This window comes from Streptomyces sp. AC558_RSS880, assembly GCF_019049255.1.
Classification (GTDB): Bacteria; Actinomycetota; Actinomycetes; order Streptomycetales; family Streptomycetaceae; genus Streptomyces.
The window spans coordinates 237483-258540 of record NZ_JAGMUJ010000161.1 but is presented as its reverse complement, the minus strand read 5'-3'; the positions used below and the strand labels follow the sequence as shown (position 1 = coordinate 258540).

The window sequence follows — 21058 nt, the reverse complement described above, 5'->3', positions numbered from 1 at the left end:
GTCACGCCCCTGCCTTCGCGACGCCGGTCGCGCCGTCGGGGAGCGGCTTGTCGTCCGGTACGTCGAGCTGTCCGGTGTCGTGGAACTCGAGCTGCTTCCTGCGGTCGGCGACCAGTCCTTCGGGGCGGAAGCGCATGAGGAGCATGAGCGCGACGCCGAAGAGGAGCAGCTGGTACTCCGCCATGAACTGGAGCTTGGCCGGGATCAGGTAGAGCAGCGCGGCACCGATGAGGGGGCCGCTGATGGTGCCCATGCCGCCGAGGATCACGGCGGCGAGCAGGAAGGCCGAGTTCGGCGGCACGGAGCCGGCGAACTGGTACTGCTCGGGGGTGACGCTGTAGGACACGTGGGCCTGCACGGTGCCGGCGAGGCCGGCCAGGCAGGCGCCGAGGGCGAAGGCGAGGAGCTTGAGGCGGAAGCCGTTGATGCCCATGGCGGTGGCGGCGGTCTCGTCCTCGCGGATGGCGACCCAGGCGCGGCCGATGCGGGATTCCGCGGAGCGGCGGAAGACCATGACGACGACGGCCGTGAACAGCAGCATCAGCAGGTAGTAGTTGCCGGAGCGGGTGAGCTCGTGGCCGAGGACGTCGTGCGGCAGCCCCAGGTTGAACCCGAAGATCTCCAGGTCGGGGATGTTCGGGATGCCGTTGGAGCCGTTGGTGACGTCGGGTCCGCTGTTGCCGTTGAGGTTGTTCATGGTGATGCGGAAGATCTCACCGAAGCCGAGCGTCACGATGGCGAGGTAGTCGCCGCGCAGTCGCAGGGTCGGCGCGCCGATCACCACGCCGAAGACCAGCGAGGCGACGGCACCGGTGAGGACGGCCGCCCAGAACGGGAAGTGCACGCCGATGCTCGACTGCGGGGAGCCGGAGACCAGGGCGGCGGCGTAGGCGCCGACGCCGAGGAAGGCGACGTATCCGAGGTCGAGGAGGCCGGCGAGGCCGACGACGACGTTGAGGCCCAGGGCGACCGTGGCGAAGATCAGGATGTTCGCGCCGATGAGGGCGAACTGGTCGTTGCTCTGGGTGAAGGGGAAGCAGATCGCGGCGACGAACGCGGCCGCGAGGGTGACGTTGCGGTGCTTGGCGGTGAGTGCCGAGAGCCGCTTGAGGAGCCCCGCGCGGATGACCGCGGTGAAGCCGAACGCGGCGATGATCAGGAAGCCGACGAACAGCTCGGAGTACTCGGTGCCGATGCCGTACGCGAAGACGTACAGGCCGATGCCGAAGCCGGCGGCGATGACGAGGATCTCCGCCCAGGAGGGCAGGTCCTTCGCGCGGGTGGGCTCGGGGGCGGTGAGGGAGTGGCGGACGCGGCCCCACAGACCCGGGTGCGGTTCGTCGGTGTCGTACGGCTGGTCGGCGGGGAGGCCGAGGGCGCCGATGACGGCGACGAGGGCGCCGATGCCGGAGACCCAGGCGCCGGGTTCGAGGTTGACGAGGCCGCCGAGCTCCTGGCTGATGGCGCCCATGGCGTAGCCGGTGGTGCCGAGGACGCCGAGGGCGCTCAGCAGGACGGGGCTGTTGGTGCCGCCGGGGGTGAGCCAGCCCAGTCCGCGGATGCCGTAGCCGGACAGGGTGAACAGCAGGGTCAGGACGGCGCCGACGAGGGTGAGGACCTGCAGGCCGCCGGGGTAGCCGGTGACGGTGAGGTTGCCGGGGAACTCGTCGGTCCAGGTCCAGGCGAGGAAGGTGCCGGCGAAGGCGACGGCGGAGCCGGCGGTGGTGATCGCGCGGGCCGCGGCGGGCGGCAGCGGGACGACCGGGCCGGCCGGGGTGGTGGCCGCCTTGGTGGCGGTGTCGGTGGTGGGAGTCTTCGTGGTCATGGGTATCACGCCCGATCCGCGACGCGTTCGCCGAGCAGGCCCTGTGGCCGGAAGAGCAGGACGAGGATGAGCAGGGCGAACGCCCATACGTCCTTCCAGGCGCCGCCGCCGAAGAGGTCCATGCCGGGGACGTTGGCGATGTAGCCGGTGGCGAGGGCCTCGGCGACGCCGAGGACGATGCCGCCGAGCATGGCGCCGTAGATGTTGCCGATGCCGCCGAGGACGGCGGCGGTGAAGGCCTTGAGGCCCATCAGGAAGCCCATGCGGAAGCCGACTTGGCCGTTCTTGAGGCCGTAGGCGACGGCGGCGATCGCGGCGAAGGCGGCACCGATGGCGAAGGCCATGACGATGATGCGGTCGGTGTTGACACCCATCAGCTTGGCGGTGTCGGGGTCCTGGGCGGTGGCCTGCATGCCGCGGCCGGAGCGGGTCTTCGACACGAAGAGGCCGAGGGCGATCATGCACAGCGGGGCGGCGACGATGACGAAGAGGTCACCGCGCTGGATGGTGGCGCCGAGGACGTCGATGGCCTCGCCCTCGAACTGCGGGAAGGAGCGGTCCTTCTTGGCCTCCGGGTACCACATCCACACGATCTGCTGGAGGACGATGGACAGGCCGATGGCGGTGATCAGTGGTGCGAGCCGTGGCGCGGTGCGCAGGGGCCGGTAGGCGAAGCGTTCGGCGGCGGTGGCGAAGGCGACCGAGACGATGACGCCGCCGAGGATCATGAGCGGGATGGCGGCGCCGAGGGCGAAGCCGTCGGGGAGTATGAGGAACACGGTGAGGGCCCCGAAGCCCCCGACCATGAAGATCTCGCCGTGGGCGAAGTTGATGAGCTGGACGATGCCGTAGACCATCGTGTAGCCGATCGCGATGAGTCCGTACATCGCGCCGAGGATGAGTCCATTGGCCAGCTGTTGCGGCAGTTCGTTCACCGCAGGGCCTCCGTGGAGTGGTTCGGATATGGCGCCGCGCGGGAGCGCTGGTGGGCGCTCCCGCGCGGCCTGGGGTCAATGTGTGAGGGGGAGTGTCCTCCGGTGCGGGCCCCTCGCTCAGTCCACCTTGGGCGAGGCGCTGTACTCGGGCGCCCACGCGTTGTTCTTGACCTTGTAGGCGGTCATCAGCGTGTTGGTGGTGTCACCGAACTCGTCGAAGGAGATGGTGCCGGTGACGCCGTCGAACTTGACCTTGCTCATGGCGTCCAGGACGGCCTTGCGGGCGTCGGTCGGGACCTCGCCGTCGTTGCCGTCGACGGCCAGCTTGATGGCCTCGATGATCGACCAGGTGGCGTCGTAGGTGAGGCCGCCGTAGGCCTCGTACGCGTCCTCGAAGCCCTCGGCCTCGTAGTTCGCGATGAATTCCTTGGCGGAGGGGAGCTGTTCGACCGGCTTGCCCACGGAGGTGGCCAGGTCGCCCTCGGCCTTCTTGTTGAGCTTCGGGAACTCAGCGGAGTAGATGCCGTCGCCGCCCATCAGCGGGATGTTCTGGCCGCTGTCCTTGAGCTGCTGGCTCAGGGGGGCGGCGGCGGGGTACTCGCCGCCGTAGTAGAGGGCCTCGGCGCCGGTCTTCTTGATCTTGGCGACGACGGCGTTGAAGTCGCGGTCGTCGGGGTTGATGTGGTCGTTGCCGACGATCTTGCCGCCGAGCTTGGTGAAGTTCGTCTTGAAGGAGGCGGCCAGGCCCGCGCCGTAGGTCTTCTGGTCGTCGATCAGGTAGACCTTCTTCTTGCCGGCCTTGGTGTAGAGGTACTCGGCGGCGAAGGCGCCCTGGATCTCGTCCGTGGTGGCGGTGCGGAAGAACGTCTTGAACTGGCGGACCGAGTCGCCGGTCTTCCAGCCGTCGCCCTGGGTCAGCTCGGTGCCGGTGTTGGCCGGGGACACCTGGACCAGGCCGGCGTCGTTGAACGGCTTCTGCATCTGCTGGGAGACGCTGGAGTTCAGCGGGCCGACGACGCCGAGGACGTCCTTGTTGCTGATGAACTTCTGGGCGTTCTGCTGGCCGACGGAGGGCTGCGCCTGGTCGTCGAGGGGCTCGAGCTCGAACTCGATTCCCTTGACGTACTCCTCCTTGTTGGCCGTCTTCACGGCGAGCTCGGCGGAGTTGCGCATGCCGAGGCCGAGGGCCGACAGGTCGCCGGTCAGCGGGGCGTCGATGCCGATCACGACAGTGGTCTTGTCGCCGCCGCCACTGCTGTTGTTGCTGTCGTCGTCGCGCGACCCGCATGCGGTGAGGGTGAGCGATCCCGCCGCGAGTGCCGCGGTGAGGGCGATGAGCGAACGTTGACGCACGATCCAGTCCTTTCCCCTGACGGCCGCTCCCCGATGGAAATGGCCGAGTCGAGCGCTGGGCCGACGTGACAATCGGGCGGCGCGGTGACTGGCGGTGACTCTAAGCGGGTGGGGGGAACGTGGAGGAGGGTCTGGCCAAGGCTGTGACTCTCTTGTTATGACACGACGTATTGCAGAGCGGTACTGCCTGGGGGGAACGGCGGAATTCTCGCCGTTTTGCCCTGTCCGGATGGTGAGAAACCGCAGGACCCGGCGCGGTGTGTTCAGGTGTATCGAGGGTTTTGGTGATGACCCGAAATTGTTGCTGGAGGCGACCGGCGGGGCCCGGGGGGAGGGGGTGCGCGCCCTGTGGCCGACGGGGTGGGGTGGGTGGCTTTATTGCGCGCGTATTACACAGAGTTACGCCCGGGAAAGGGGGTCCGGCGTTTCCGGCGCTTTCCCTCATTCCGTCGCCGACGGGGTGACGGAAGGCTCCGTGTGGGGCAGGGGGCGGAGGGCCAATTCCGTGTAATGACCACCGAAATCTTGGATTCCGTGCCGTGCCGGACGTTGAATCCGATGTTCCGGATTGTCGCCCCATAGGCTTTGGCCTGCGGTTTTTCCTCAACCGCCGGGTGAAATCGGGCTCATTGTCGCGATCCGTCGGCCGGCTCGCCGTCGCGGTACCGGCCGGCGCACTCCGCGCCCACCTCACGAGCCGTCAACTTCCGTTTCCCTCGGGCTCCTTGACGCTTCCCGAGGGGGCGCGCGGCATCCGGGGCCGCGCGCTGAGTGTCGTACCGTCCGTCGGGCGGCCCCTGGACCGGTGGCCCCCGTCGAGGGCTCCGCGGACCGGTTTCCGACGGACTGCGCGCACGGTTCCCCGCCGGAGGCGGCGCGGGGTGACGGCGGCGCGGTGCCGGTCCACCTGCCGGACACGGTGTCCGCCCGCCCCTCGAACGCGTGGCCGGAACCGGACGTGCCCGGCCGGTCACCGCGAGGCCCGTCGCGGGCGCCGCCAGGGGTGCATCCGAGGGGTCCCTGGCCGCCCCGTGCCGACCGGGCGGCTACGGCAACAGGGGTGCGGGGCGGACGCTTCCCGCACCCCCGACGGCCGTCAGCCCGCCGCCTGCTCCCCGTCGCCGGGCCGGACGTCCCGCAGCAGACAGGTCAGCCGCGCGGTGCACACCCGCTTGTCCGCCTCGTCGGTGATGACGATCTCGTACGTCGCGGTGGACCGCCCCCGGTGCACCGGCGTGGCGACCCCGGTCACCAGGCCGGAGCGGACGCCGCGGTGATGCGTGCAGTTGAGGTCGACACCCACCGCGATCCTGGAGCTGCCGCCGTGCAGCATCGACCCCACCGACCCCAGCGTCTCGGCCAGCACGGCCGAGGCGCCGCCGTGCAGCAGCCCGTACGGCTGGGTGTTGCCCTCCACCGGCATCGTCCCGACGACCCGCTCCGCCGACGCCTCCAGGATCTGCACGCCCATCCGCGTGCCCAGGTGGCCCGCCGAGAACAGCGCCGGCAGGTCCACGCCGAGCGCGGCGTACTCGTCTATGACCTCTTGCGGGAACTTCACCTGCTGCTGCTCTCCCATGGGCCCGGCTCCATTCGTCCTGCGTCGGTACGGCTGTCTGCTGAGCGAACGCTCAGTCGGTCGCCGATTGTTCCAGACGCACCACGACGGACTTGCTGGCCGGGGTGTTGCTGGTGTCCGCGGTGGCGTCCAGCGGCACCAGGACGTTGGTCTCCGGGTAGTACGCCGCCGCGCAGCCCCGCGCCGTCGGATAGTGCACGACGCGGAAACCGGGCGCCCTGCGCTCCACCCCGTCCTTCCACTCGCCGACCAGATCGACGTAATCGCCGTCCGCGAGCCGCAGCTCCCGCGCGTCCTCGGGGTTGACCAGCACCACGCGGCGGCCGTTCCTGATGCCCCGGTAGCGGTCGTCCAGGCCGTAGATCGTGGTGTTGTACTGGTCGTGCGAGCGCAGCGTCTGCAGCAGCAGCCGGCCCTTCGGCAGCTCGGGGTACTCCACCGGCGCGGCGGTGAAGTTGGCCTTGCCGGTGGCGGTGGGGAAGCGGCGCTCGTCGCGCGGGGCGTGGGGGAGCGCGAAGCCCCCGGGGCGGGCCACGCGCGCGTTGAAGTCCTCGAAGCCGGGGATCACCCGCGCGATGCGGTCGCGGATCGTCGCGTAGTCCTTCTCGAACTCCTCCCACGGCACCGTGTCGTCCTCGCCGAGGACGCGGCGGGCCAACCGGCACACGATGGCCGGTTCGGACAGCAGCTGCCCGCTCGCCGGTTCGAGGCGTCCGCGCGAGGCGTGCACCATGCCCATGGAGTCCTCGACCGTCACGAACTGCTCGCCGCCGCCCTGCAGATCGCGCTCCGTGCGGCCGAGCGTCGGCAGGATCAGGGCGCGCGCGCCCGTGACGGTGTGCGAGCGGTTCAGCTTCGTCGACACGTGCACCGTCAGCCGGGCCCGGCGCATCGCCGCCTCGGTGACCTCCGTGTCGGGGGAGGCGGAGACGAAGTTGCCGCCCATGGCGAAGAAGACCTTCGCGCGGCCGTCGCGCAGGGCGCGGATGGCCCGTACGACGTCGAAGCCGTGCTCGCGCGGCGGCGCGAAGCCGAACTCCTTCTCTAGGGCGTCCAGGAACGCCGGCGCGGGCCGCTCGAAGATGCCCATGGTGCGGTCGCCCTGCACGTTGGAGTGACCGCGCACCGGGCACACGCCCGCCCCCGGGCGGCCGATGTTGCCGCGCAGCAGGAGGAAGTTGACGACCTCGCGGATCATGGGCACGGAGTGCTTGTGCTGGGTGAGCCCCATCGCCCAGCACACGATGGTGCGCTTCGATCCGAGGACCATCCGCAGGCACCGCTCGATGTCCCCGCGCGTGAGGCCGGTCGCGGTGAGCGTCTCGTCCCAGTCGGCGGCGCGCGCGGCCTCGGCGAACTCCTCGTAGCCGTGCGTGTGTTCGCGCACGAACTCCTCGTCGACCGCGCCGGGGGTGTCGAGGATCAGCTTGTTGAGGAGGCGGAACAGGGCCTGGTCGCCGCCGATGCGGATCTGCAGGAACAGGTCGGTCAGGGCGGCGCCGGTGGTGAGCCCCTTGGGGGTCTGCGGGTTCTTGAAGCGCTCCAGGCCCGCCTCCGGAAGCGGGTTGACGCTGATGATCCGCGCGCCGTTCTCCTTGGCCTTCTCCAGGGCGGACAGCATGCGCGGGTGGTTGGTGCCGGGGTTCTGGCCGGCGACGATGATCAGGTCGGCCTGGTACAGGTCCTCCAGCAGGACGCTGCCCTTGCCGACGCCGATCGTCTCCGACAGGGCCGAGCCGGACGACTCGTGGCACATGTTGGAGCAGTCGGGCAGGTTGTTGGTGCCGAGCCGGCGGGCGAACAGCTGGTAGAGGAAGGCGGCCTCGTTGCTGGTGCGTCCGGAGGTGTAGAAGACGGCCTCGTCCGGGGAGCCGAGGGCGGCGATCTCCTCGGCGACGATGTCGAAGGCACGCTCCCAGGTGACCGGCTCGTAGTGCTCGCCGCCCTCGGGCAGGTACATGGGGTGCGTCAGCCGGCCCTGCTGGCCCAGCCAGTAGCCGCTGCGGCCGGACAGGTCGGCGACCGGGTGCGCGGCGAAGAACTCCGGGGTGACCCGGCGCAGGGTGGCCTCCTCGGCCACGGCCTTCGCCCCGTTCTCGCAGAACTCCACGCGGTGCCGGTGTTCCGGCTCCGGCCAGGCGCACCCCGGGCAGTCGAAGCCGTTCTTCTGGTTCACGCTGAGCAGCGTCAGCGCCGTCCGCTTCACGCCCATCTGCTGCTGGGCCATCCGCAGGGTGTGCCCGATCGCCGGCAGCCCCGCGGCCGCGTGCTTCGGCCCGGCGACCTGCGGCGCGTCCTGAACCGGATCACTCTTGGGCGGCTTCGCTGCCATCGCGCACTCCTGTTCCACATACACGTATGAGGTGGACCCCCGATCCTGCCACGCCCTTCCAGCCCGTCCGGCGTTCGAGGACGAGGCCCGCAGGGCCGATGGGGGTCTGGGGCGCGGCCCCAGGGACGGGAAGGGGCGGAGGGGGCGAATCAACCCCACGGCACACGCCCGCCCCCCACTGTCAGTGCCACGTGGCAGGATCGGACACGTGGCAGACACAGCATCGAAGAAGACCGACCAGCCCCCCACCGGCCCCCGCCCCCGCCTGATGCTCATGGACGGGCACTCCCTCGCGTACCGCGCGTTCTTCGCGCTGCCCGCGGAGAACTTCACCACCGCGACGGGCCAGCCGACGAACGCGATCTACGGCTTCGCGTCGATGCTGGCCAACACGCTCCGTGACGAGGCTCCCACCCACTTCGCCGTCGCCTTCGACGTCTCCCGCAAGACATGGCGCTCGGAGGAGTTCACCGAGTACAAGGCGAACCGCTCCAAGACCCCGGACGAGTTCAAGGGCCAGGTCGAGCTCATCGGCGAGCTGCTCGACGCGATGCACGCCGACCGCTTCGCCGTCGAGGGCTTCGAGGCGGACGACATCATCGCCACCCTCGCCACCCAGGCCGAGGCCGAGGGCTTCGAGGTGCTGATCGTCACCGGTGACCGGGACTCCTTCCAGCTGGTCTCCGAGCACACCACGGTGCTGTACCCGACGAAGGGCGTCTCCGAGCTGACCCGGTTCACCCCGGAGAAGGTCTTCGAGAAGTACGGCCTGACCCCCGCGCAGTACCCCGACTTCGCGGCGCTGCGCGGCGACCCGTCGGACAACCTGCCCGGCATCCCCGGCGTCGGCGAGAAGACGGCCGCGAAGTGGATCAACCAGTTCGGTTCCTTCGCCGAGCTGGTCGAGCGCGTCGACGAGGTCAAGGGCAAGGCCGGGCAGAACCTGCGCGACCACCTGGAGGCGGTCAAGCTCAACCGCCGGCTCACCGAGCTGGAGCGCGCGGTCGAGCTGCCCAAGGGCGTCCTCGACCTGGAGCGGACCGCCTACGACCGCAAGACCGTGACGATGATCCTGGACACCCTGGAGATCAGGAACCCGTCGCTGCGGGAGCGGCTGTTCGCCGTCGACCCGGGCGCGGAGGAGGCCGAGGCCGCCCCGGTCGCCGCGGCCGGCGTGGAGCTGGACGGCACGGTGCTGGGCACCGGCGAGCTGACCGGCTGGCTCACCGAGCACGGCACCGGCCCGCTCGGCGTCGCCACGGTCGACACCTGGGCCCTCGGCACCGGCTCGGTCGCCGAGGTCGCGCTGGCCACGTCCGCCGGACCGGCCGCCTGGTTCGACCCGTCCGAGCTGGACGAGGCCGACGAGCGGGCGTTCGCGGCCTGGCTCGCCGACGCGGACCGGCCCAAGGTGTTCCACAACGCCAAGGGCGCGATGCGGGTCTTCGCCGAGCACGGCTGGACCATCGAGGGCGTCACCATGGACACCGCGCTCGCCGCGTACCTGGTGAAGCCGGGCCGCCGCTCCTTCGACCTGGACGCGCTCTCCCTGGAGTACCTGCACCGCGAGCTGGCACCCGCCGCCGCGCCCGACGGCCAGCTGGCCTTCGGCGCGGACGACGGCGCTCAGGCCGAGGCGCTGATGGTGCAGGCCCGCGCCGTCCTCGACCTGGGCGAGGCCTTCGGGGACCGCCTGGCGGAAGTGGGCGCGGCGGACCTGCTCCGTGACATGGAGCTGCCCACGTCCGCGCTGCTCGCCCGCATGGAGCGGCACGGCATCGCGGCCGACCGGGAGCACCTCCAGGCGATGGAGCAGATGTTCGCGGGTGCCGTGCAGCAGGCGGTGAAGGAGGCGCACGCGGCGGCGGGGCACGAGTTCAACCTGGGCTCGCCCAAGCAGCTCCAGGAGGTCCTCTTCGGCGAGCTGGCCCTGCCGAAGACGAAGCGGACGAAGACCGGCTACACCACGGACGCCGACGCCCTGGCCTGGCTCGCCACGCAGACCGACAACGAACTGCCGGTGATCATGCTCCGCCACCGTGAGCAGGCGAAGCTGCGCGTCACCGTCGAGGGCCTGATCAAGACGATCGCCGCGGACGGCCGTATCCACACCACGTTCAACCAGACCGTCGCCGCGACGGGCCGTCTCTCCTCGACGGACCCCAACCTCCAGAACATCCCGGTCCGCACGGACGAGGGCCGCGCGATCCGCCGCGGCTTCGTGGTCGGCGAGGGCTTCGAGGCGCTCCTGACCGCCGACTACAGCCAGATCGAGCTGCGCGTGATGGCCCACCTCTCCGAGGACGCCGGCCTGATCGAGGCGTTCACCTCGGGCGAGGACCTGCACACCACGGCGGCGGCGCAGGTGTTCTCGGTCGAGCAGTCCGCGGTGGACGCGGAGATGCGCCGCAAGATCAAGGCGATGTCGTACGGGCTGGCGTACGGGCTGTCGGCCTTCGGCCTCTCCCAGCAGCTGAACATCGAGGCCGCGGAGGCACGCGCCCTGATGGACGCGTACTTCGAGCGCTTCGGCGGCGTACGGGACTATCTGCGCCGGGTCGTCGACGAGGCCCGGGCGACCGGCTACACGGCGACGCTCTTCGGCCGCCGCCGCTACCTGCCCGACCTCAACAGCGACAACCGCCAACGCCGCGAGGCCGCGGAGCGCATGGCGCTGAACGCGCCGATCCAGGGCACGGCGGCGGACATCGTCAAGATCGCCATGCTGAACGTGGACCGGGCGCTGCGCGAGGCCGACCTGCGCTCCCGCATGCTCCTCCAGGTCCACGACGAAATCGTCCTGGAACTGGCCCCCGGCGAACGCGCCACGGTGGAGGACCTGGTCCGCCGGGAAATGTCCACCGCGGTCCAGCTCCGGGTTCCCCTGGGCGTCTCGGTGGGCGCGGGCCCCGACTGGGAGTCAGCAGCCCACTGACCCGCTGGAGCGAGGGGCGGGCCGGGGCGTCCCGCAAGGCGCGCCGGCCCCGCCCGCACCGGAACGAGACCCGGTCCCCCGCTCCCGCCACGACGGCGAGCACCACAGGTCGTCCCCACCATGACGGCGAGCACCACAGGCCGTCCCCGCCGCGACGGCGAACACCGCGACGGCGCGGTCCGGCGGCGCCGAGCCGGCCGGACCCCGGTGGGCCACCGCGGCGCTGCCCGGCGTGCCCGACGGCGCCCGGCGTGCCGGTACCCTGCGGAGCGCCGCGCACGCCCGCCGCGTCACCCTGCCGCGCCCCCGGAGGGAACCTTCACTCGCGTGGCCCCCGCGGAAAAGCCGCCGCCGGGGCGGGCGGACACCATGCCATGCATGGGTATACGCATGCTTCCCCGCAGAGCGGCACCCCCGCGCCCCGGCGGACACACGGTGTTCCCGCCGGTTCTGGTCTTCGCGGCCGCCGCAAGTACCGCCCGCACCCCCGCCACCCTCGCGACCGCGTTGCGGAACGCCACGGCGGACCTCGGCCGCCGTGTCGCCGACGGCCGCCGGAGAACCGCCCGCACCCCCACCGCCGTATGCCTCGCGGGCGAGCAGCCGCCCTGGCGGCTGTGGGCCGAGCTGGCCCGTGCCTACCTCACCCTCGTGCTCACCCTGCTGCCCCGCCCCCGACCGGTCCGCACCGTCACCGTGTTCGTCGCGGCGGGCGACATCCTCAGCGTGCGCCCGTACGGCTCGACCGCCGCGTACCGGCGCCCGCAGGGACCCCCGTGGCCGGACGCCACACCCTGACGGCCACCGCGTACAGCGGCAGCGCGAGGACCAGTCCCGCGCCCGCACCGAAGCACACCGTCGGAATCAGTTCCCAGGGCTTCGCGGTCGAGCCCCAGTAGGCCCACCACCGCGAGGCCCGCTGCACCGCCCCCGCCACCGCGCACCCGCCGAGCAGCGCGACGGCCCGCCACCGGTCCCCGGCGGACAGCGGGGGAACCCCCGCCGGCTCGGCCAGGGGGTCCGTCCGGCGCAGCGCCCGCGCCACGAACAGCGCGATGACGACCGCGGCCACCGCCGAACCGCCGTACTGCAGGTACCAGTACAGCGGCGACCCCGCCACCTCCTCGCCCAGCACGGGGAACATCCGCGTCCCCCACCGGTCGAGATGCGTGAACGCGTCCCAGACCACATGCGTCGACGCCCCCACCACGGCCGAGACGTACCAGCGCGCCACCAGCGACGGCCGCGTCCGCGCACGCGGCGCCCCGCAGCGCAGCAGCGCCGCCGCCCGCCCCTGCCGGGCCCGAGGCAACAGCGCCACCAGCGGTTCGCGCACCAGCAGCCACAGCCCCACCAGCGCCCAGGCGATGAGCACGTCGACCGTGAACACGCCCCAGAACGCGTGGGTGACGTCACCGAACTCCATCGCCCCGGACAGGACACTCGCCGCGTAATAGGTCATGTCGGGAGCGAAGCTGCCCGCGACGAGCACGGCGGGGACCAGGGAGCCCCGCCCGCTCCCGTCCGTGCGCACGGCGGGCAGCACCGCCGCCGCGTGGCTCAGCGTGAACGGCAACTCGGCTCCTCGGGGCAGTGGTTGACCGGGCCGGCGGACCCTGATGATCGACAGGCCCCAGTATGCGGGACGTCCCCGCAGCGACCCCCGTCACGCGGGAACGTGGCCAACCGGTGAATATCGGGCAGGAACGGGTGTCCGAGCAAAGGAAGTTGTCATAGGGTCGCGAGGGTCGTCGTGCCGGATGTCCGCAGGAGGGCAACCAGCGGGGCGGGTAGATCGTCACAACAAAGCGAACACGACACAGGCTGACGGACGCCACGGCGTCCATGGGAGGGGTCCACTCTATGGCGGCGCAATTCGGCAGGAGGCTCCGCAAGGGAGTGACGACCACCGCCGTGGCCGCGGCGGCGGTGGCGGCTCTGGCCGCGTCCCAGGCTCCGGGCGTGACGACCGACGGCCAGGGCAGAGAGACCACGTCGGACACCACGCCCTCGCCCGAGGAGACCGCCGACGGCGCCGGCGCGACCGGCAACTCCCCGTACTACACGGACCTGCCGCCGCTCAACAGCCCCAACCCCGCCCCGTCCGCGAGCACCGGAACGGACCTGTCCGGTGTGGCCGAGGCCGGCATCCCCGCGACCGTCCTCGACGCCTACAAGAAGGCCGAGGCCGCGCTGCGCGAGTCGAAGCCCGGCTGCAACCTGCCCTGGCAACTGCTCGCCGCCATCGGCAAGGTGGAGTCCGGCCAGGCCCGCGGCGGACGCGTCGACGCCGACGGCACCACCCTCTCACCCATCCTCGGCCCCCAGCTCGACGGCAACGGCTTCGCCCTCATCAGGGACACCGACGACGGTGCCTACGACGGCAACAGCTCCTACGACCAGGCCGTCGGCCCCATGCAGTTCATCCCCTCCACCTGGGAGTGGGCGGGCCGCGACGGCAACGGCGACGGCCGTGAGGACCCCAACAACATCTACGACGCCGCGCTCGCCGCCGGCCACTACCTGTGCCGCTTCGACTGGGACCTGTCCGACCAGCGCGACCTCGACAAGGCGATCCTCAGCTACAACAACTCGACGGACTATCTGAACACCGTCATGTCGTGGCTGGAGTACTACCGCAAGGGCACCCACGAGATCCCGGACGGCTCCGGCACGCTGCCCACGGACCGCAGCGACAACGTCACGGTGCGGCCCTCCTCCCCGGCGACGCCGAGCGCGCCGGCGTCGCCGAAGCCGAGCACGAAGCCGAGCACGAAGCCGACCAAGCCGTCCGGCTCCGGCCCGAGCAAGCCGCCGGCCGACTCCGGCAGCCCGAGCACGCCGCCCGGCACCACCCCGCCCACCCCGACCGACACGGTGGACCACCTGGAGGACGCCGGCACCGCGACGCTCACCGCGATGGCGGGCGACGCGTTCACCGAGCGGATCAGCGCCCGCGCCGAGACGAAGGCCGGCAAGGCGGTGGCCAAGGTGCGGATCCGGTTCACCGTCGTCGGTGACACCGACACCACCTTCACCGGCGGCGAGAGCGTGGCCACCGTCGTCACCAACAGCTCGGGCGTCGCCGTGGCCCCCGCCCTCCTGGCGGGCGAGCGGACCGGCCCCGTCGTCGTCCAGGCCACCGTGGTCGGCCGCACGGTCAAGGGCGTCGCCTACAAGGCGACCGTCACCGAGCGCGCCGCCGACACCCTCGTCCGCACCGGCACCGAGGCGCTCACCTGCACCGCGGGCGGCGAGTTCGCGGACGCGGTCGAGCTGAAGGCCACGTACGACGGTGAAGCCGCGGACAAGGTCGCCGCCACCGCGACGATCGTCAAGTCGATCCTCGACCCGACGGCGAACGACAAGGGCCCCTACTTCAAGGACGCCGACGGCAAGGCCGTCCGCACCCTGAGCGGCCTGACGACGGACGCGGACGGTCTGCTGACGCTGCCTCAGCTGTACGCGGACGACACCACCGGCACGTTCCTGCTCCGCGTCACCACCGCGGGCGGAGCGACCACCACGGTCGCACTGACCGTGACGGCGGCCGGGGCGACGGCGTCCCCGAGCCCGACGGTGAGCCCCACCGCCTGACGGAACGCGGAACGGATCACCGCCGGAGCCGGGCGTTGGTGTACCGGGTCGGCTCGGCGGTGGCCGGATCCTCCGGCCAGGGGTGCTTGGGGTAGCGCCCGCGCAGTTCGGCCCGTACGCCCTGGTAGCCGTCCCGCCAGAACGAGGCGAGGTCGGCGGTCACGGCGGCGGGCCGCCCGGCCGGGGACAGCAGGTGCACCAGCAGCGGCACCCCGGCCACCCGCGGCGACTCCTGGAGCCCGAACATCTCCTGGAGCTTCACGGCGAGCACCGGCCGCTCCGGATCGGAGTAGTCGATCCGGATTCCGGACCCACTGGGTACGGTGATCCGCTCGGGGGCGAGCTCGTCGAGCCGTACGGCCTCGCCGGAGGCCCAGGGCAGCAGCCGCGCGAGCGCCTGCCCGGCGTCGATCCGCGCGAGATCGGCCCGCCGCCGGGCACGGCTCAACTCCGGCTCCAGCCACTCCTCCACGCGCGCGTGTAGCGCCTCGTCGGAGACGTCGGGCCACGGTTCACCGAGCCGGGCGTGCAGGAAGGCCAGCCGCTGCCGCAGTACGGCCGCCCCGGCCGGCCACCGCAGCAGCCCGAACCCCTCCCGCCGCAGCCCGTCCAGCAGCGCGCCCCGTACGAGCGAGGGCTCGGCGTCGGCATACGCCCGTACGGCCACCTCCACCGCCCCGAGCCGCTCGACCCGCCGTGCGACGACGTCCCCGTCGCCCCAGCCCACTTCCTCCCGGTGCTCCAGCAACGCCCCCGCCGCGATCCGCGCGACCCCCTCGTCGACGACGCCCCCGAGCTGCACGCGCGCGTGCCCCCGCCCCACGGGCCGATCGGCCACGGCGACGGCGATCCACTCGGCCCCCCGCAGCGGGGACCCCGCCCCCACCTCGGCCCGTGTCCCGCCCACCATCAGGTACGAACCGCCCTCCGCGCGGGCCACCCGCTCGGGAAACGCCAGCGCCGCCACCAGCCCGGCCCACCCGTCCTCCCCACCGCCCGGCACCCGCCCGGAGCCCGGTGCGCACACCCCTCGGAGGAGGGCGGCCCCGGCGTCCGACCCGGTCTCCGGCGTCGGCAGCAAGTCCCGTGCCGTCTCGCCGGAGGTGTCGGCGGTGCCGGGAGCCAGGCGGCGGAGCCGGTCGGTCTCCCTGCGCCAGCGGGTGGCGTACGCGTCGCCGCCGCGCCGGGCGGCCCGCAGGGCGGCGGCGAGGTCGTCGCCGTACTCGCGCGGCGGCTCCTCGCCGAGCAGGGCGGTCACCTCGGCCGCGAGGCCGGGGCCCACCACCGGTGCCGCGTCCAGCAGGGCGCGGCCCAGACGCGGGTGCAGGCCCAGGCGGGCCAGCCGCGCCCCGCGCTCGCCGGCCCGTCCGTCGGGGCCCACCGCCCCGATCGCCGTCAGGACGGAGCGGGCCGCCGCCATCGCCCCGGCCGGCGGGGGATCGAGCAGCGCCAGCCCCGAGGCGTCCGGATCGCCCCAGCAGGCCGCCTGGAGCGCGAACGCGGTCAGGTCGGCCACCTTGATCTCGGGAGAGGGGAACCGCGGCAGACGGGCGTCCTCCGCCTCCGCCCAGCAGCGGTACACCGTCCCCGGCGCCTCACGCCCGGCCCGCCCCGCCCGCTGCCGCCCCGCCGCGCGGGAGGCCCGTACCGTCGTCAGCGCGCTCAGCCCCCGCGCGTGGTCCACGCGCGGCTCCCGCGCCAGCCCGGAGTCCACGACCACCCGCACCCCCGGAACCGTCAGCGACGACTCCGCGACCGAGGTCGCCAGCACTACCCGGCGCCGCTCCCCTGCGGACAGCACCGCGTCCTGCACGGCGGCCGGCGCCCGCCCGTGCACCTGGAGCACGTCGACACCGGCGAGGTCCCCGAGCTGCCCGGCCACCCGGGCGATCTCGCCGACCCCCGGCAGGAACGCCAGCACGTCCCCGTCCCGCTCCGCCAGCGCCCGCCGCACCACCAACGCCACGTGCGTCAGCAGCGCGGGGTCGACCCGCGTCCCGTGCGGCGGCCGCACCGCACGCGCGGGAGGCGCCCACACCACGTCCACCGGGAACGCGGCACCACGCGCCTCGACCACCGGCGCGTCCCCCAGCAGCCGGGCCCAGCCCTCCGCGTCCGTCGTCGCCGACGCGGCCACCAGCCGCAGCTCCGGGCGCAGCGTCTGGCGCACGTCCCACAGGAACGCCGCCGCCGTGTCCGCGTCCAGGTGCCGCTCGTGGCACTCGTCGAGCACCACCACGTCCACCCCGGACAGCTCCTGGTCGCGCTGGAGGCGCTGGAGGAGCACACCGGTGGTGACGACCTCCACGCGCGTGCGCCGTCCCACCGCCCGCTCCCCGCGCACGGTGAAACCGACCGACTCCCCGACCCGCTCGCCCAGCAGCCACGCCATCCGCCGTGCCGCCGCGCGGGCCGCGATCCGCCGCGGCTCGGCGACCACCACCCGCCGCGCGGGCCCGTCCCCGAGCAGCCCCGCCAGCGCCAGGGGCACCAGCGTCGTCTTGCCGGTGCCGGGCGGCGCCACCAGGACGGCGGTGCCGTGCGCGTCGAGCGCGCCGGTCAGCCCCGGCAGGGCCTCGCGCACGGGAAGGGCGTCCAGGGCGTCGTGGCGGATCACGCACTCAGTCCCGTACGCACACGAAGATCGCCGTCCCCGGGATCAGGTTCCCGCGCAGCGGCGACCAGCCGCCCCACTCGGAGGTGTTCCAGGCCGGCCACTCCGGTTCCACCAGGTCCACCAGCCGGAACCCCGAGGCGACGACGTCACGGACGCGGTCCCCGAGCGTCCTGTGGTGCTCCACGTACACCGCGCGGCCCTTCTCGTCCTGCTCGACGTAGGGAGTGCGGTCGAAGTACGACGCGGACACGCTCAGCCCCTCCGGTCCCGGCTCGTCGGGGAACGCCCAGCGGATCGGGTGCGTGACCGAGAAGACCAGCCGGCCGCCGGGCCGCAGCACCCGCCGCACCTCGCGCAGCACCAGCCGCGGATCGGCGACGAAGGGCAGCGCTCCGTACGCCGAGCAGGCCAGGTCGAAGGAGCCGTCCGCGAACGGCAGCGCGCCCGCGTCGGCGCACACCAGCGGGACCGGCCCGCCGATCCGCAGCGCGTGCTGCAACTGCCGGTGCGAGATGTCCAGCGCCACCGGCCGGGCCCCCTGCGCGGCCAGCCAGCGCGAGCACTGCGCCGCTCCGGCGCCCAGCTCCAGGACGTCCCGCCCCTTCAGCCCCTCCGGCGGGCCGAGCAGCTCCGCCTCCACCTCGTCCAGGCCCTCGGGCCCCCACACGAAGCGGTCGTCGCCGAGGAACGTGCCGTGCTCGACCTGGTACTCGTCCGCGTTGCGGTCCCACCAGCCCCGGTTGGCTCGGGAGCTCTCCGTGACACCGGCCTGCCGCCGGGTCGCCTCCGGTTCGGGCGCTTCGGGCTCTTGGATGATGGGCTCCCTCGTCGTACTCTTCCGTCCAGCCGGTCCCCGGCGTGTCGCCGAAGGGGTCTTCATCGCCCCTGCGTGGCCTCGGGAGACCGCAGTTGTGCCGGTTATGCGGCGATCCGCCCCGGGTGGGTGGCTTCGCGCATTGACCATGCCCGGCAGCCCCCGTATGCTACAAGTTGCGCTGCGAGCCTGCGCACCTCAGACGTAGCAGGCTGCGCTCGCATCTGTTGTATGTCCCCTCGGTTTTCGAGGCGTCATCACTGGCAAACGGTGGGACGCTTCCTTGGCTGTCCGGCTTCTGCAGAGCGAAACGGGCTCCGGCGTAGCAGTACCTACGACTTCAATGTCCGTACCGGAGCCCTTTCCCACATGACGAGCAGCACCGAGACCACCGCCACCACCCCGCAGGTTGCGGTCAACGACATCGGTAACGAGGAAGCGTTCCTCGCCGCGATCGACGAGACGATCAAGTACTTCAACGACGGCGACATCGTCGACGGCGTCATCGTGAAGGTCGACCGGGACGAGGTCCTGCTCGACATCGGTTACAAGACCGAAGGTGTCATCCCGAGCCGCGAGCTCTCGATCAAGCACGACGTCGACCCCAACGAGGTCGTCGCCGTCGGCGACGAGATCGAGGCCCTTGTCCTCCAGAAGGAGGACAAGGAAGGCCGCCTGATCCTCTCGAAGAAGCGTGCCCAGTACGAGCGGGCCTGGGGCACCATCGAGAAGATCAAGGAAGAGGACGGCATCGTCACCGGCACCGTCATCGAGGTCGTCAAGGGTGGTCTCATCCTCGACATCGGCCTCCGTGGCTTCCTGCCGGCCTCCCTCGTCGAGATGCGTCGTGTCCGCGACCTCCAGCCCTACGTGGGCAAGGAGCTCGAGGCCAAGATCATCGAGCTGGACAAGAACCGCAACAACGTGGTCCTGTCCCGCCGTGCCTGGCTGGAGCAGACCCAGTCCGAGGTCCGCCAGACGTTCCTCACGACCCTCCAGAAGGGTCAGGTCCGTTCCGGCGTCGTCTCCTCGATCGTCAACTTCGGTGCCTTCGTGGACCTGGGTGGCGTCGACGGTCTGGTGCACGTCTCCGAGCTGTCCTGGAAGCACATCGACCACCCCTCCGAGGTCGTCGAGGTCGGCCAGGAGGTCACGGTCGAGGTCCTCGACGTCGACATGGACCGCGAGCGCGTCTCCCTGTCGCTGAAGGCGACCCAGGAAGACCCGTGGCAGCAGTTCGCCCGCACCCACCAGATCGGCCAGGTCGTGCCCGGCAAGGTCACGAAGCTGGTTCCGTTCGGTGCGTTCGTCCGCGTGGACGAGGGCATCGAGGGTCTGGTCCACATCTCCGAGCTGGCCGAGCGCCACGTGGAGATCCCGGAGCAGGTCGTCCAGGTCAACGACGAGATCTTCGTCAAGGTCATCGACATCGACCTCGAGCGCCGTCGCATCAGCCTCTCGCTGAAGCAGGCCAACGAGGCCTTCGGTGCCGACCCGTCGGCGGTCGAGTTCGACCCGACCCTGTACGGCATGGCCGCGTCCTACGACGACCAGGGCAACTACATCTACCCCGAGGGCTTCGACCCCGAGACCAACGACTGGCTCGAGGGCTACGAGACCCAGCGCGAGGCGTGGGAGACCCAGTACGCCGAGGCGCAGCAGCGCTTCGAGCAGCACCAGGCGCAGGTCATCAAGTCCCGCGAGGCGGACGAGAAGGCCGCTGCCGAGGGTGGCGAGGACGTCGCTCCGGCCGCGTCCGGCGGTGGTTCGTACTCCTCCGAGGGCGGCGACCAGTCCGGTGCGCTGGCTTCGGACGAGGCGCTGGCCGCGCTGCGCGAGAAGCTGGCGGGCGGCCAGAGCTGACGCTCTGCGCTGACGCTCAGCCGTTGACTGAGGGGCCGTACCTTTCGAGGTGCGGCCCCTCGGTGCTGCCCCCTCGGGGTGGTGGGGTGCCCGCGGGCCGGTGAGGGCTTGTCGCGCCCGCGCGGCGGAGCCGCACATCGATACAGCCCCACGCCCCTCGGGGAGTTGCCGACGTCCTCGTCGAGGGGGTGCCGTCGCCCGGGAATGTCGGTGCCGTGTGTCACGTTGTGCAGTACGGACACGAGGAGGAGCGGTCACTGTGCTTGATCCGCAGGGTTTGTACGCATGGGAGCCGAAGGGGCTCGGCGTCGTCGACATGGCGCTGGCCCAGGAGTCGGCCGGACTTGTCATGCTCTACCACTTCGACGGATACATCGACGCGGGGGAGACCGGGGACCAGATCGTCGACCGGCTGCTCGACTCGCTGCCCCACCAGGTCGTCGCCCGGTTCGACCACGACCGGCTCGTCGACTACCGCGCCCGGCGCCCGCTGCTGACCTTCACCCGTGACCGGTGGAGCGACTACGAGGTGCCCGCCCTCGAGGTGCGCCTCGTCCAGGACGCCACGGGAGCGCCCTTCCTGCTGCTCTCCGGGCCCGAACCGGACGTGGAGTGGGAGCGCTTCGCCGCCGCCGTCCAGCAGATCGTGGAGCGGCTCGGCGTACGCCTGTCGGTGAACTTCCACGGCATCCCCATGGGCGTCCCGCACACCCGGCCCGTCGGCCTCACCCCGCACGGCAACCGCGCCGACCTCGTCCCGGTGGCCGGCAGCGCCTTCGACGAGGCGCAGGTCCCCGGCAGCGCCGAGGCGCTCGTCGAGTACCGGCTCATGCAGGCCGGGCACGACGTCCTGGGCGTCGCCGCGCACGTGCCGCACTACATCGCCCGTTCCCCGTACCCGGACGCGGCACTGACCGCCCTGGAGGCCATCACGGCCGCGACGGGACTGGTCCTGCCCGGCGTCGCGCACGCGCTGCGCACCGACGCCCACCGCACCCAGACGGAGATCGACCGCCAGATCCGGGAGGGCGACGACGAACTCACCGCCCTCGTCCAGGGCCTCGAGCACCAGTACGACGCGGCGGCGGGCGCGGAGACCCGGGGCAACATGCTCGCCGAGCCGGTGGAGATCCCGTCGGCGGACGAGATCGGCCGCGAGTTCGAACGCTTCCTGGCGGAGCGGGAGGGCGACAGCTGACGCCTTAGGC

General features: G+C 72.0%; 13 protein-coding genes. 5 read left to right on the top strand and 8 right to left on the bottom strand.

Features of this window, described 5'->3' with window-relative positions; genetic code table 11:
- Position 1: 1 nt before the first annotated feature.
- The 5 genes from KUM38_RS37230 to KUM38_RS37210 all read right to left on the bottom strand — a co-directional run bounded on the left by KUM38_RS37230 (position 2) and on the right by KUM38_RS37210 (position 8024).
- Positions 2 to 1825 (bottom strand): branched-chain amino acid ABC transporter permease, encoded by a 1824-nt coding sequence (locus tag KUM38_RS37230; RefSeq protein WP_217136423.1) that lies wholly within the window; start codon positions 1823 to 1825, stop codon positions 2 to 4.
- A 5-nt stretch (positions 1826 to 1830) separates the two neighbouring features.
- Positions 1831 to 2760, bottom strand: coding sequence for a branched-chain amino acid ABC transporter permease (locus tag KUM38_RS37225; protein WP_217136421.1), 930 nt, complete (start codon positions 2758 to 2760; stop codon positions 1831 to 1833).
- Positions 2761 to 2877: 117 nt separating this feature from the next.
- Positions 2878 to 4113: a branched-chain amino acid ABC transporter substrate-binding protein gene (locus tag KUM38_RS37220; RefSeq protein ID WP_217136419.1), complete on the bottom strand. Its 1236-nt coding sequence runs from the start codon at positions 4111 to 4113 to the stop codon at positions 2878 to 2880.
- A 1096-nt stretch (positions 4114 to 5209) separates the two neighbouring features.
- Complete coding sequence (locus KUM38_RS37215) at positions 5210 to 5692, bottom strand: PaaI family thioesterase (RefSeq protein ID WP_217136417.1); 483 nt, start codon at positions 5690 to 5692, stop codon at positions 5210 to 5212.
- A gap of 52 nt (positions 5693 to 5744) precedes the next feature.
- A complete protein-coding gene (locus tag KUM38_RS37210) occupies positions 5745 to 8024 on the bottom strand; it encodes an FdhF/YdeP family oxidoreductase (protein WP_217136415.1) in 2280 nt (759 codons plus the stop codon).
- A 208-nt stretch (positions 8025 to 8232) separates the two neighbouring features.
- Between KUM38_RS37210 and polA the strand changes: the two genes are divergently transcribed.
- Both polA and KUM38_RS37200 read left to right on the top strand, forming a co-directional pair.
- Positions 8233 to 10959: a DNA polymerase I gene (polA, locus tag KUM38_RS37205; protein WP_217136413.1), complete on the top strand. Its 2727-nt coding sequence runs from the start codon at positions 8233 to 8235 to the stop codon at positions 10957 to 10959.
- Positions 10960 to 11337: 378 nt separating this feature from the next.
- Positions 11338 to 11757: a hypothetical protein gene (locus tag KUM38_RS37200; protein WP_254398432.1), complete on the top strand. Its 420-nt coding sequence runs from the start codon at positions 11338 to 11340 to the stop codon at positions 11755 to 11757.
- On the opposite strand, the gene KUM38_RS37195 is transcribed toward KUM38_RS37200, so the two are convergent.
- Complete coding sequence (locus KUM38_RS37195; RefSeq protein ID WP_217136412.1) at positions 11681 to 12535, bottom strand: DUF4184 family protein; 855 nt, start codon at positions 12533 to 12535, stop codon at positions 11681 to 11683. The genes KUM38_RS37200 and KUM38_RS37195 overlap by 77 nt on opposite strands.
- Before the next feature lie 287 nt (positions 12536 to 12822).
- Between KUM38_RS37195 and KUM38_RS37190 the strand changes: the two genes are divergently transcribed.
- Positions 12823 to 14556 (top strand): lytic transglycosylase domain-containing protein, encoded by a 1734-nt coding sequence (locus tag KUM38_RS37190; RefSeq protein ID WP_217136411.1) that lies wholly within the window; start codon positions 12823 to 12825, stop codon positions 14554 to 14556.
- A 16-nt stretch (positions 14557 to 14572) separates the two neighbouring features.
- On the opposite strand, the gene hrpB is transcribed toward KUM38_RS37190, so the two are convergent.
- Positions 14573 to 17173 carry an ATP-dependent helicase HrpB gene (gene hrpB, locus KUM38_RS37185; protein WP_217136410.1) on the bottom strand — a complete coding sequence of 867 codons (2601 nt, stop codon included), beginning with the start codon at positions 17171 to 17173 and terminating at the stop codon, positions 14573 to 14575.
- Positions 17174 to 17177: 4 nt separating this feature from the next.
- On the bottom strand, positions 17178 to 18053 hold the full coding sequence (locus tag KUM38_RS37180; RefSeq protein WP_217136408.1) for a class I SAM-dependent methyltransferase: 876 nt from the start codon (positions 18051 to 18053) through the stop codon (positions 17178 to 17180).
- Positions 18054 to 18356: 303 nt separating this feature from the next.
- Between KUM38_RS37180 and rpsA the strand changes: the two genes are divergently transcribed.
- A complete protein-coding gene (rpsA, locus tag KUM38_RS37175) occupies positions 18357 to 19850 on the top strand; it encodes a 30S ribosomal protein S1 (RefSeq protein WP_217136406.1) in 1494 nt (497 codons plus the stop codon).
- Positions 19851 to 20109: 259 nt separating this feature from the next.
- A complete protein-coding gene (locus KUM38_RS37170; RefSeq protein WP_217136404.1) occupies positions 20110 to 21048 on the top strand; it encodes a PAC2 family protein in 939 nt (312 codons plus the stop codon).
- Positions 21049 to 21058 lie beyond the last annotated feature (10 nt).